This is a genomic window from Paenibacillus sp. FSL R7-0272 (genome assembly GCF_037969905.1).
GTDB lineage: Bacteria > Bacillota > Bacilli > Paenibacillales > Paenibacillaceae > Paenibacillus > Paenibacillus polysaccharolyticus.
In genome coordinates, this window is record NZ_CP150221.1 from 3131829 (window position 1) to 3145338 (window position 13510).

The 13510-nt window shown below is 43.9% G+C and carries 12 protein-coding genes; 7 read left to right on the forward strand and 5 right to left on the reverse strand.

Annotated features, from left to right (window positions below; translation table 11 throughout):
- Nucleotides 1-12 precede the first annotated feature (12 nt).
- The gene (locus MKY23_RS13885; RefSeq protein ID WP_154889184.1) at nt 13-438 is read left to right on the forward strand and encodes a MarR family transcriptional regulator; all 426 of its coding nucleotides are present in this window, start codon (nt 13-15) and stop codon (nt 436-438) included.
- Between the two features lie 170 nt (nt 439-608).
- Here MKY23_RS13885 and MKY23_RS13890 read toward each other — a convergent pair whose 3' ends face one another.
- Nucleotides 609-2930 (reverse strand): MMPL family transporter, encoded by a 2322-nt coding sequence (locus MKY23_RS13890; protein WP_339838939.1) that lies wholly within the window; start codon nt 2928-2930, stop codon nt 609-611.
- Nucleotides 2931-3011: 81 nt separating this feature from the next.
- Nucleotides 3012-3629, reverse strand: coding sequence for a TetR/AcrR family transcriptional regulator (locus tag MKY23_RS13895; protein ID WP_339838942.1), 618 nt, complete (start codon nt 3627-3629; stop codon nt 3012-3014).
- A gap of 1122 nt (nt 3630-4751) precedes the next feature.
- Between MKY23_RS13895 and MKY23_RS13900 the strand changes: the two genes are divergently transcribed.
- Nucleotides 4752-5996 (forward strand): saccharopine dehydrogenase family protein, encoded by a 1245-nt coding sequence (locus tag MKY23_RS13900; protein ID WP_339838945.1) that lies wholly within the window; start codon nt 4752-4754, stop codon nt 5994-5996.
- A 1-nt stretch (nt 5997) separates the two neighbouring features.
- Nucleotides 5998-7125: a carboxynorspermidine decarboxylase gene (gene nspC / locus MKY23_RS13905; protein WP_339838948.1), complete on the forward strand. Its 1128-nt coding sequence runs from the start codon at nt 5998-6000 to the stop codon at nt 7123-7125.
- 130 nt (nt 7126-7255) lie between these two features.
- On the opposite strand, the gene MKY23_RS13910 is transcribed toward nspC, so the two are convergent.
- Nucleotides 7256-8038: an SDR family NAD(P)-dependent oxidoreductase gene (locus MKY23_RS13910; protein ID WP_221788715.1), complete on the reverse strand. Its 783-nt coding sequence runs from the start codon at nt 8036-8038 to the stop codon at nt 7256-7258.
- A gap of 113 nt (nt 8039-8151) precedes the next feature.
- Between MKY23_RS13910 and MKY23_RS13915 the strand changes: the two genes are divergently transcribed.
- Both MKY23_RS13915 and MKY23_RS13920 read left to right on the forward strand, forming a co-directional pair.
- Nucleotides 8152-8508, forward strand: coding sequence for a MerR family transcriptional regulator (locus MKY23_RS13915; protein ID WP_339838953.1), 357 nt, complete (start codon nt 8152-8154; stop codon nt 8506-8508).
- Nucleotides 8509-8651: 143 nt separating this feature from the next.
- Nucleotides 8652-9524, forward strand: a complete 873-nt coding sequence (locus MKY23_RS13920; protein WP_339838957.1) for a YitT family protein — start codon at nt 8652-8654, stop codon at nt 9522-9524.
- An 86-nt stretch (nt 9525-9610) separates the two neighbouring features.
- On the opposite strand, the gene MKY23_RS13925 is transcribed toward MKY23_RS13920, so the two are convergent.
- Nucleotides 9611-10282 (reverse strand): cyclase family protein, encoded by a 672-nt coding sequence (locus tag MKY23_RS13925; protein WP_090915866.1) that lies wholly within the window; start codon nt 10280-10282, stop codon nt 9611-9613.
- 181 nt (nt 10283-10463) lie between these two features.
- Between MKY23_RS13925 and MKY23_RS13930 the strand changes: the two genes are divergently transcribed.
- Together MKY23_RS13930 and MKY23_RS13935 are read left to right on the forward strand one after the other, a co-directional pair.
- The gene (locus MKY23_RS13930; protein ID WP_145330658.1) at nt 10464-10661 is read left to right on the forward strand and encodes a hypothetical protein; all 198 of its coding nucleotides are present in this window, start codon (nt 10464-10466) and stop codon (nt 10659-10661) included.
- A 221-nt stretch (nt 10662-10882) separates the two neighbouring features.
- The gene (locus MKY23_RS13935) at nt 10883-12016 is read left to right on the forward strand and encodes a serine hydrolase domain-containing protein (protein ID WP_090915870.1); all 1134 of its coding nucleotides are present in this window, start codon (nt 10883-10885) and stop codon (nt 12014-12016) included.
- A 234-nt stretch (nt 12017-12250) separates the two neighbouring features.
- On the opposite strand, the gene MKY23_RS13940 is transcribed toward MKY23_RS13935, so the two are convergent.
- Nucleotides 12251-13285 carry a DMT family transporter gene (locus tag MKY23_RS13940; RefSeq protein WP_312027613.1) on the reverse strand — a complete coding sequence of 345 codons (1035 nt, stop codon included), beginning with the start codon at nt 13283-13285 and terminating at the stop codon, nt 12251-12253.
- Nucleotides 13286-13510: the final 225 nt, after the last annotated feature.

The following is a 13510-nucleotide window of genomic DNA, read 5'->3' on the forward strand; positions in this document are numbered from 1 at the left end:
GAGGGTACAACAATGGACTTATACAGTGTGACTGGTTTTTTAATTCACCGAACAGATCTCAAGCTTACGAATTATTTTATCAAACAATTGAAGCCTTACGAGGTCACACCTGAACAATGGAGTATTATATCTTTCATGGATCTCGATAAAGCTACGACTCAAAAAGAGCTGGCAGAGGCTATCGATCGGGATCAAACGACTGTCGTTCGAATGATCCATTCACTAGAGCGTAAAGGAATGGTTCGACGTATCGTTAATGATCAAGATAAACGTTCACACCATTTATATTTGTCTCCCAAAGGAGAAGAAGTGAAAGAAAAGTTGTTGTTAACGGTCCAAGACGCTCATAACTATGTTACACGAGGGATAGAGCCTGAGGAACTGGAACAATTAAAGGCAATATTAGAAAAGCTGTACATGAATGTGCAAGAAGATTAAGTGAATTTAAGATAGAGAGTTAAAGAACATTTAATACATGCTATAGCATGTATATTGATGTGCGAGAGTTGTTTGGGTTAGATAGTTTTGTGTTAGATAATAGGCTTAATGTAAAGACCTCCTCATGAGCTGAGGAGGCCTTTTGTTGAAGATATATTATTGAAAATCCGTTATGATTTGGAACCCGACTGTGACTTAACTTCGTTTTGGGCATTGAGGGAAGCAATCAGTTTTTCGCCTTCCACATCGAGATTAGGCAGGATGCGATCCAGCCATTTCGGAAGAGACCAAGCTTTATCGCCAAACATCGCCATAATGGCCGGAACCAGAGCCATGCGAATGATAAAAGCATCAACTAAAATACCTACCGCGAGTGTGAAGCCGATCTGTTTAATCATGACATCATCAGTAAAGATAAAACCAGCGAATACGGAAACCATGATAACCGCAGCGGCAACAACGACACGACTAACCTGATTATAACCATGTATAACGGATTCCGTTCCACGGTAACCATGAACATAGGATTCGCGCATCGAGCTAACCAAGAATACCTGATAATCCATGGCAAGACCGTAGAGAATCCCGGTTACGATGATAGGCATGAAGCTGAGCAACGGGCCGCCTGTATCGAAACCAAAGAGGGAGTGCAACCAGCCCCATTGGAACACTGCAGTTGTCATACCGAATGTGGCTAGAATGCTAAGCAGGAAACCAATCGTTGCTTTGATCGGAACGATGATCGAACGGAACACAAGCAACAAGATAATCAATGAAAGTAGAATGATGATACCTACATAGATCGGGAAAACCTGAGCCAGCTTGGCGGACATATCAATATTTACGGCGGTAAGTCCGGTTACGCCAAGTTTGACGTCATAGGTCTTAGCCATATTAGAGTCTGCTGACCGCAGGTCGTTAACCAACGTCTTGGTCAATTGATCGTTAGGACCTGTCTTGGGAATGAGACTGAAAATAGCCAAATCCTCCGTCATCCCTAAAGGAGAGACTTGAGCCACGTTATTCTGACCCTGCAACTCCATGGCGAGTCCACCCAGAAGCTCTGGTGTCATTTTGGCAGAGGCATTACGTGGATCAGCCACCAGGATTAGCGGCCCGTTAAAGCCTTCACCAAAACCTTTCGAAATGGCATCATAGCTCTGTCTTGCATCCGTATCCAGGTTTGCTGAGGAAGCTCCCGGAATGCCCATTTCCATTTTAGTAATCGGGGTAGCAGCAAAACCAAGGACAAGGATAATCGCAATAACGGTCGCCCAGCGATGTTTAATAACGAATTTGACCCATCTGTTAGCCACGCCATGGCTTGACGCTTCTGATGAGTTGGTAGCTTTCGCACGAGCTTTCTTCGAGCAGATTCGTTCACCAACAAGGCCGAGCAAGGCTGGCAGTAAGGTTAATGCAACGAATACGTTGATCAGTACCGTTGCCGCTGCGACGAGTGCCATCGTGGACAAGAAAGTGAGTCCGATGACGAGCATACCGCAGAGGGCAATAATGACGGTTAAGCCGGCAAAAAATACAGCACTGCCTGATGTGCCAATTGCCCGCGCTGTAGCTTCCTGTGCGCTTAGGCGCCCGTCAATAATCATCCGGCGCTGACGATTGACGATGAAAAGTGCATAGTCGATGCCGACAGCCAAACCTACCATTAGAGCCAAAACGGATGTCACACTTGGCATATCAACAAATTTGGAGATCGAGAATGCTCCCCCAACCCCAATAGCGACACCAAGAAGGGCTGTGATCAGCGGCAGGCCTGCTGCAACAACGGAACCAAGGGTAATGAGCAGTACGATGACCGCGATAACCAGCCCTACAATTTCGGCGGAACCAACCCCGATGGATACGGATTTAAGCGTTTCACCAGGCAATACCTTAATCTGTGTGCCTTCTTCAACCTTCATGACCGATTGAATAACAGAATCAAACACATCTTGCGTAATAGCAGACTGTTCAATCGTGAATTGGAACTGAAACAGTGCTGTGCTACCATCCGATGAGATTAACAAACCTGGTACGGGAACGTTGTTCACCATGAATGGTCCGTATGGAGGCGGCGAGGCTGTGGCCGATTGGGCCAAGTTCATCAATTGAGCCGCGTCCGCAGATGCCCCTGAGCTGTTCCCTTGCGCAGCTGCATAGTCGGCTGGATTAATCACTTTATCCAGCCCGTATACTTCGCTGACACCTTTCATAATGGCAGCGGTACGTTCAGGTGTATCCAACCGCTGATTGTCCGGCGCTTTGAACACAACGCTTCCTTGACCGCCGGAGGCGGCAGGCAGTTCTTTTGCAAGCTGATCCAAAACTTTCTGTGATTCTGTTCCTTCAATTTTCATTTCCGAGCTGATGTGCACGCCGTTGATACTGATCATGGAGATGACGATCCCCAGAATGATCACCCAGCCAATGATGAAATATCCGGGCTTGCGAAAAGCGGTTTTTCCTATTTTATATAATAAGGTAGACATTTCTCTTTTTTTACACTCCTTCTATTATAAGTATGACAATTCTAATGGTGGATTATGATTAAAGACGATAAAAGAAGGGGCTTAAAATCCTTTTCGCAAATGATCAAACACCGTTTCCATAAACTGCTCAAACAGGACTGCATCTGAACCTGAGCCTGCGGGGATTTGCTTTCCAGGCAACAGTACATTAAGTCTTCCTTCAATCAAGGGTAACACGGTGCCATAAATGGCGCTGATCAGAAGGTATGTGTAGATTTCGTCATTTTGTCCGTTCGACAGGTCGAGCAGGGTTTCCTGCGCCTGAGTTTGCAGTCTGTGCATCGCTGCCAAATAGTGAGGTTCAAGCACGGGATAGGTTCGGGACAAGATGACAAGTTGATGCAGTCTGCCAATCAATTCGGACGTGAGTTGCATTTTAACCAGTTCATACATTATTTCCAGCAGTGAGGCATGATCCGGAATCTCTGTGATCAGATGTTCAAGCTCGGCTGTATTTGGTACAGATAGAGCTCCAAGCGCAACAGCTTCTTCCTTGCACGTAAAGTAGTTGGCAAATGTTCTACGAGAGCATCCGACCTGTCGCACGATATCTTCTACCGTAAATCCATCTAGTCCATGCTCCAGCGTCAGATTAAAAGCAACTCCGGCAAGGGCTTTCTCCGTGGCTTTTTTTTTTAAGTGTCGCAACGTTCGTTTCATAATGTTATACCGCCTATGCGTTCACCTCCTTAAGATGGATTAAAGGATAATATCCACAGTATCTCATTTGTGAAAATAAGCATAACAACAATTTGCACAATGTGCAAATTTACTCATTGTGCAAAGATTTAGTGTGAATGAATATCCAATAATAGTTTATTAATATGCACCGTATTTCAATTTAAAAATTGTACTTTATAGACACAGTTCAAGCTTTGCTACTTTTTGGATTACATTCCCGTAAATTGTTTGAATTGTTCGTAAATCGCCGTCTGAGAAATATATGGACAAATGGAGAAACGTTTTTTCGAAAAAGTATGGATTCATTAGGAGGATATATCGATTAAATCAATACAGAAGGATAGAGGCTGAAGTTAAAATATAACAGTCATGACTTTATCTATAATTACGTGAGAAGTGGACTTGAATAAAAGAGGGGGCATATTTATGCAGAAACGTTTGATCTCTAGTGGGAAACGCTGAAGATGACTTTAGAGGTTATGACGACCTGTTGATTCCTGATCTAATAAAAATAAAAAATAAATTTTAAAATATCCCTTGATTTTTCGGGAAACGTCTGATAGTGTAATACCTGTGATTTTGGAAAGTTGATTTATCAATATGAATTAGAGCTTTCCAGCAGATAATTTTTGACCACTTCTACCGAGGAGTTAAGGCCATACGGACAGCCGGGTCAAATGCCGATTGGCAACTTCTGTTGCCTTATTGATTGAGTTCAAAGCTCAAATTTTATAAGTTGGTTACTTTACAACCAGTGCATCTGCACATCAACTTGTGAAACGGTCAATAAGAGTGGTAAAGGCGAATTATTTGCTATATAGACTCTGATCCAATATTGATATACATGAAGAAGCTTTCCGCTGAAGGGGTTCTTATGGACTTTTTTGGTCAAGGAGTCTTCACGTCTTTTTTATGATGTATATCGACAAGCAAGTGTGATGGTGTGCGCAAAAGTGCGACATTTTTCACCTTGCTTTTTTTATTGTATCAGGAGCGGGTGGACGTTGCATAATGAAACAATACAACTGCGAACGTCTTGGAATTTTACGAAAAAAAACAAAAACTAAAAAATCCTAATTATGGGGATAGGAGAATGAGAAAATGGGAAAAGCACTAATCATCGGCGCCGGCGGCGTGGCTTCTGTAGCAGTACACAAATGCGTTCAAAACAGCGAGGTTTTTGAAGAAATCTGTATCGCAAGCCGTACCAAATCCAAATGTGATGATCTGAAAGCAAAATTGGACGGCGGTAAAACAAAAATTACAACAGCTCAAGTGGACGCGGACAATGTAGATGAGCTGATTGCATTGATCAACGAGTTCCAACCGGATATCGTAATGAACTTGGCACTGCCATACCAGGATCTGACGATCATGGATGCTTGCTTGGCTACGAAAACTAACTACATGGATACAGCAAACTATGAGCCGGAAGATACGGCGAAATTCGAATATAGCTGGCAATGGGATTACAAAGAGCGTTTCGAAAAAGCAGGCATCACTGCATTGCTGGGTAGCGGATTTGACCCTGGCGTAACTGGCGTATTCTCCGCATACGCATTGAAACACTATTTTGACGAGATCGAATATATCGATATCCTCGACTGCAATGGCGGCGACCATGGTTACCCATTTGCTACTAACTTCAACCCTGAGATCAACATTCGTGAAGTTTCTGCGAACGGCAGATACTGGGAGAATGGTGAATGGATCGAAACTAAACCGATGGAAATCAAACGTGTGTACGACTTCAAAGAAGTTGGCGAAAAAGATATGTACCTGTTGTACCATGAAGAGCTGGAGTCCTTGGCGAAAAACATCCCTGGCTTGAAACGCATCCGTTTCTTCATGACATTTGGTCAAAGCTATCTGACTCACCTGAAAGCTCTGGAAAACGTAGGCATGACTTCCATCGAGCCGATCGAGTTCGAAGGAAAACAAATCATTCCTTTGCAGTTCCTGAAAGCTGTACTGCCTGACCCTGCATCACTCGGACCTCGTACAGTAGGTAAAACGAACATCGGTTGTATCTTCAAAGGTAAAAAAGACGGTCAAGACAAAACATATTATGTGTACAACATCTGTGACCACCAAAAGTGCTATAAAGAAGTAGGTTCCCAAGCGATCTCTTACACAACTGGTGTTCCGGCAATGATCGGTGCAGCTATGGTAATGACAGGCAAATGGAACAAACCAGGCGTTTACAACGTGGAAGAGTTCAACCCGGATCCATTCATGGAAGAACTGAACAAATGGGGACTTCCTTGGGTAGAAGACTTCAATCCGGTTCTCGTAGACGAACTGCCAGAAGAGTCCAAAGCCAAAGAATCGGAGCTTGTTCGCTAACATGCGGTTCGAGCAATTACCGACACCCTGTTTTGTTGTTGACGAAGGTCTGATTGAGAAAAACTTGAAAATCCTGAACGGTGTAATGCAACGTACAGGAGCGAAGATCGTACTCGCGCAGAAGGCATTCTCCATGACGGCGATGTATCCGCTCATTGGAGAGTACCTGAGCGGTGCGACTGCGAGCGGTTTGTATGAAGCGCGTCTCGGTCACGAAGAGATGGGCAAAGAGAATCATGTCTTTGCTCCGGCTTTTCGTGAGGAAGAGATGGATGAAATTGTTTCGATCTGTGATCACATCATTTTTAATTCCTTTTCACAACTGGCGAAATTCAAGGATAAAGCACTGCAAGCTGGCTGTAAGGTTGGTTTGCGTGTGAATCCGGAATGCTCCACCCAGGAAGGCCACGAGATCTATGATCCGTGTGCTCCAGGTTCACGCTTCGGCGCGAAGCAGGAAGATTTCCGTGCAGAGTTGCTTGAAGGGGTATCTGGACTTCATTTCCACACGCTGTGCCAGCAAAACTCGGATGATCTCGAAACAACGCTGAATGCAGTTGTTGAAAAGTTTGGACAGTGGCTTCCACAGATGGAATGGATTAACTTCGGCGGAGGACACCATATTACCCGTGAAGATTACGACATTCCAAGACTGGAAGCATGCATTAAACGGATGCAAAATGACTACGGTCTGGAAGTGTATCTGGAGCCGGGAGAGGCGGTTGCCCTCAACGCAGGTTATCTGGTGACTTCCGTACTGGACTTCCATAAAAACGGCATGGATATTGCCATTTTGGATACTTCTGCAACTTGTCATATGCCAGATGTTCTGGAGATGCCTTATCGTCCGCCATTGATCGGATCAGGAGAAGCAGGCGAGAAAGCGCACCTGTATCGTCTGGGTGGCCAAACGTGTCTGTCTGGTGACGTGATTGGCGACTATTCATTCGATGAGCCTTTGAAAGAAGGCGACCGTCTTGTATTTGAAGACATGGCGATCTACTCCATGGTTAAAACCAATACGTTCAACGGCATGCCTTTGCCAGCAATAGCTGTGAAACGCAAAGATGGAGATTGCGAAGTTGTACGTGAATTCGGATATCAGGATTTCAAAATGCGCTTGGCATAATACTTTATTATATATCCGAGCAATATAGAGATATTACAATAGAGAGCAATCATAGTGCAGTACAAGTAAAAAGGCTGTCCAAGGTCACAACTTTGTGTGACCAGAGGACAGCCTTTTTTGGCTACTTCTATTATTCGTTAGAATCGACAGGTTTGCTTGCAGCTCTTGCGGCATAGGGGAAGATTGGGTCTTTCAGTTCGAATTCATACGTTAGACCATTCACAATACCTACAACATGTTTGCTGTCATAGAGATCGAGTAAAAATCCAGCCATTTGCTCGGCTGTATGGAACTTGGGCACACGGCCTTCATACTGGAATTGATCCAGATCAAAGGCACGTTCGGCAAACTCAGTTTCTGTGGCTGCAGGAGCAAGCACTTTGGCTTGCATTGGAGCGCCTTTGCTTTGGAGTTCTTGTGCTAGCCCTTCGGTAAAGGCACTGACATAAAACTTCGTGGCACAATAGGTCACCGCATCCGGAACGATAGTGTAGCCGCCCCCTGAAGAGATGTTGATGATCTGCGTGCCCGGAGTATTGGCATAGTCCCGAACATATAGAGTGGAGAGAATCGTCAGTGCTTCAATATTCAGATGAAGCATTTGCTCGATTTTAGGCAAATTTTGCTCACCGACCGAAGCAAAGTTGCCAAAGCCTGCGTTGTTGATCCATGTTTCAATGGAGTAACCTTTCAAGCTTTCATAGAAAGCATGTACATCTGCGGCAATGGACAAATCCACTGTACGAACAACAACATCGAGTTCCGAGTTGAGTTCGGCAATTTTATTTTTTAACAAATCCAAAGCTTCTGTTCTGCGCGCAGCTAAAATGAGATGTTTGCCTCTGGCTGCAAAAGCCAAAGCGGCTTCATAGCCGATACCTGAGCTGGCACCTGTAATAACGGTATATTTCATGTGAATTCCTCCTGGGATCAGTGCTAAGCATTATTGTGGGATGACCACGAATTGATTATACTGATTAGAGTTTACTCTAAGTCAAGCCATCTGAAGGAGGAGGTGAAACAACCATGCATACGATCGGAGAAGTCGCCGAGATGCTGGGCATCAGCGCACATACGTTGCGTTATTATGAGAAGGAACAAATTATAATTCCTTTGCGTGACTCCAGTGGGGACAGGCGCTATAATGAATCTCATCTTAAATGGTTGCAGTTTGTCATCAAGCTAAAAGAAACACAAATGCCAATCGCGAAGATTAAGCAGTATGCTTCTTTATTTCAGGAAGGAGAGCATACCGCTACAGAACGTTTGAAGCTGCTGGAGAACCATAAAAAAGCCGTTGAACAGCAGATGAATACGCTCCATGCAGCGAATGAAATGTTGGAACTTAAAATTACGGCATATCGATCCTTCATCAGGAAATAATGTAACGTAGAAAGAATGCAATCGGAAGACTGAACTAACTTTTGGATTGCCCTTCTATTGCCAAATGTGTGATTTTTGTTATAGACTATTTTTTATGTTTGTTAAAATTTATCGTGTTTATCGTTTATCAAGGGGGAAATGGAATGCATCAACACAAACCGCACAAGTCGAACCAGCTCAAAATCCTTTCCAAAGCGCTACTCATCATTATCGGGGGATTCATCACGGCCTATGGTCTGGAGGCCATATTGATTCCAAACCAGGTATCCGATGGTGGCGTAACCGGTCTCAGTATCGTCGGCTCAAATTTGTTCGAATTGCCACTCGGATTACTAATTGGATTGCTGAACATTCCGTTTGTGTGGCTCGGTTACAAGCAGATTGGTAAAAGCTTTGCACTTTACTCCGTCATTGGAATTGCTTCACTGGCGATTAGTGCCAGTCTGATGCATCATGTGCCTACGATTATTAAAGGGGATACGTTGCTGGTTACGGTTGTAGGTGGTATCATTATCGGTTTTGGTATGGGGCTTGCACTGCGTAACGGCGGAGCACTTGATGGAATTGATATGCTTGCCGTGTTGTTATCACGTAAACTGCCGTTCGGAACGAGTGACCTGATTCTATTCCTGAACATGTTTGTATTTATTGTTGTTTCGACCGTATTTGGTCTGCAAGGCGCGATTTTGTCTGGACTGGCATACTTTATTGCTTCTAAAGTGATACATATTGTCGAAGAAGGTTTGAGCGGTTCGAAGACATTCAAAATTATTACAACACAACCGGAAGTCATGGTGGAAACGATTCGTGATCGACTCGGACGTGGAGCAACGTACACCGAGGCATATGGTGGATACTCCAACGAGCAGTTCAAGGAAATCACTTGTGTCATCAACCGGATGGAAGAGAGTAAAATCAAAGAAATCATTAACGAGATTGACCCTACAGCCTTTGTTGTTGTCTACGATGTAGCCGAAGTGAAGGGCGGCAATTTCAAGAAGAAAGACATTCACTAAGAACAAGCGTTGATAAGAGTAGCCCTCTTGTCAGCGCTTGTTCTTATCTTTTTTTCACAAATACATAATCATTCCGCTAGCCAGCCTTAATCTTCCGTAAAAACAGTAGCAAAGCTGCTGTCGACGCCTTCGATGTACAGAGGGATCGCGTAGACCCTAGAGATATGGGAAAGATCCTGATTCAGATTCAGATCTTCAATGACGAGAATGTACTTACCGTCGACCCGACCTTTACCCAGAATAATCTGGTGAAAAGCAACGGCTTCGTCTGGATGATTCGCTGCACCAGCGGATATCATATCGATACCAATAGCACGCAAGGAGTTGAAAATCATCAGGTACTGTGCTGCCGAGGCGGATAAACCCGGGTTATGATTGGCGTATCTGTCAGGATCAGATGAGCGAATTCTGCCAAATCCCGTGCGAATCAGCAGCAGGTCAGCTCCAGCGATCTGATGCTCATAAGGCTGCAGATCAGCTTTGGTGATCAACTCATCATCACTTTTGGGAATATCAATCACCACGGGGTGTGTAAAAATAAAATCATCTATCGGAATCTCACTGATCTTTTTGCCTTGAGGATTAAAATGCCACGGCGCATCAATATGTGTACCATTATGATTAAGGCTTGAGACAATAAACTGGTTGTAGGCATCACCTTGAGCGATACTGGATTGTTGCTGTATCACGACGGGAGGATTACCTTTGTACACCGGGGTGTTCACACCCAGCGGATAAGACAAGAGAAGGCGCGTCATATTGGGAATGATCTCCTTTCCTTTGCGTTAACCTGGATTACTTGCATTTACTTGCATAAGTGGGGCTTCTGTATGGAAAGCTTTTGTATATGAGTCGAACTGGATTGGTGTGCAAATTCTCTTTAGTTCGATTTATGTAGTGAGAAGACGTACAAGACATTTCAATATGGAGGTTAGTGCGATGACAAAGCAAGACCCGCAGGAACTTTTGAAACAGAAGCACGAACAGGATGAGCACAAAAGACAATTTACCAATTTCTCCCGCAACGTATCCGGTCATGGTGAGATGGAGGCAGGGCAGGAATTTAGTCAGGATCACGTAACGGATGACCAGAATCGTATGAAATCGGTTGAGAATAGACGATCTTATCCAAATTAACGTGCGAATATGATATTAAGGTTATTAGCTGGTCCAGTTATGGATCGGCTTTTTGCCATTTGAAATGCAATATCTGGCCTGACGAAATTAACATTTAATCAAACTAGTCAACAGGTTCAAAAGGTCGTATAGTAGTATATGTCGTAGGGAAGAGAAGTATATTTCGCTAAGTGCTCTTCATGGCACAAACAACACAATTTTACATATAAGGATGGGGAAATATGGACTTTAAACCGGTTGCTTCATTAATTGATCGTTTAACCTCATGGAGAGTTCCATGGGCAGAAGTGCTTATTATGCATCAAAACGAAACCGTTTTCCAGTATCGCAATGGATTTGAGAATCTGGAGGAGAAGACTCCAATTCGGGATAACGCCATCTTTAATTTGTACTCCATGACCAAGATTATGACCTGTGTTGCTGCACTGCAACTGGTTGAGAAAGGGGATATCCTTTTACTTGACCCGCTTTCTCAGTACTTACCTGAATTTGAGGAAATGCAGGTGAAAAAGGCACTTCCGAATGGCGAGGTGTACTATGAGAAAGCGACAAGACCAATAACGGTGCGTGATCTATTTACGATGACTGCTGGTTTTTCATATGATATCCATTCGCCAAGTATCAAGGAAGCCGTAGAACGCACGAATGGAACACTGCCAACGCGAGAGTTTGCGAGAGCTTTGGCCAAAGAACCACTCATGTTTGAGCCGGGTACCCACTGGAATTATAGCATGTGTCATGATGTGCTTGGTGCACTGGTCGAAGTCGTAAGTGGCAAACGATTCGGCACGTATTTGCAAGATGAGATCATTAAACCACTTGGTATGCATGATACCACCTTTGACCTGAATGAAGCTCAACAATCTCGTTTGATTCCGCAATATCTTTTTGATGAAGAGCAAGATAAAGCGGTACGAATGGACGGCAACGGTTTCCGTGTAGGTACAGAACTGGATAGTGGCGGTGCCGGATTGTTATCTACTGTGAACGATTACGCCAAGTTCCTGAATGCACTGACCGGATTTGGCACAAGCCCTGAAGGCGTGCGGATTTTGTCCCGAGCTTCCGTGGAGCTCATGAGAGCCGATCATCTAAATGACATGACACGACCAGACTTTTCATGGGATCATATGTATGGATACGGTTATGGTCTCGGGGTTCGTACACATATCTCCCCAGCAGGCAGTGGATCACTGAGTCCGGTTGGTGAATTTGGATGGGCCGGTGCGGCAGGCTGTATGGCGATTATCGATCCGGATTCTGGACTGACGGTGATGTATGCACAACATCTCTTGAACAGCCAGGAGCATTATGTGCAGCGCCGTTTACGCAACGTAGTGTATTCTTGCCTATAAAAAGCTGTATGCTCGAATGCTATTCTGATTAATATTAACTTATTTTGGACCCTGCTAAGGAAAAACAGCAGGGTTTTTGTTTGTTTTAATGGTATAAGGAGTGGGCCACGTACTCCTTATTATTTACATTTACCGTGGGAGAAAGTATGATATTATGGTTTAGGTAATTGGAACTAGAGGGAGATGTTTCCTCTTACATGATCATATTGTGATATTATAAACAAAAGCCGCTGATTAGCGGCTTTTTGTCATTCGAAGTGCGTTTACACGGTTGACCAGATAAATGCCAACAGATACTAATATTAACGCAACAAGATTTTTTAGTTCCCAGATCGTTTCTCCAAGAAACAATGCGGATAACAGGGCACCAAAGATGGGGATTAAGAAATTATAAACCGATACTTTGCCTACTTTGTTGTACTTCAGAAGCAGATTCCACAGGCAAAAGGCCACGGATGACAGCAAAGCCAGATACACCAGATTCAGTGTGGATTCCCATGTAAAATGAGTAACTTGACCTCCGAGTGACAGACCGAGCAGAGTCAGCACCAATCCGCCAACTAGAAGACTAACGCCGGTGATCACCATAACATCAATTGTTCCAGTTAAACGCTTCGCGTAAATGGCTGTTACCGAGAAAACGAGAGCGGCCATAATGATAAATCCTTCTCCTGTGAAAGAGAATGAAAAGGTAAGTAAGTCTGCATGAAAGTTGACGATAATGACTCCAATAAACCCGATTACACAGCCGATGATTTTGTTACGGCTCAGCTTATCATTTTTATAGATAAAATGGGCCAATACAACACTGAAAAACGTCGTTGTTGCATTCATGATGGACCCTTTGACACCGGTGGTGTTGGCTACGCCTACATAAAAAAACATATATTGCAGTCCTGTTTGCAGTACGCCTAGCATGCTCAAACCTGCCCATTCACGTCCGCTAAGCTTTGGCTTGCGTCTGAAACCAACGCGATATAGAAGTAACAGCAATATACCTGCCAAACTGAATCGATACCCGGCAAAAACGTATTTTGAAGCAATGTCTTCGGGTAAAATGTGAAAAGCAACATAGCCGAGTTTGATGGAAGGATAGGCACTCCCCCATAATAAGCAGCATAAGCCTGCAATGAGCATCACAATGAATGGATCGCTTAATTTGCTCAGATTCTCCTGTTCCCCTTGATTTTTGTTTTCTCGTGCTGTACTTTCACTTTGCGTATGTTCTGTTGCCTTTGGACTAATGAGTGTTGAATCTCTCTCGATCACGCTTAATCTTCTCCTCGCTTGTTGTGCACATCTGTATGTAAGAATAAACAATCATGCCTTATAGACCATATCATAAAAACCTGCTTTTGTGTTGGAAGAAAAATGGATTGGAGCAGGCAACCTTGTTATGAAGTGATGAGAGAAATTACAGAGATGATCGCGAGAAAAGTGTGTATGGATTTTATTTCCAACAACAGAGCGCTTGCCAAATGAAAAATAATGTGA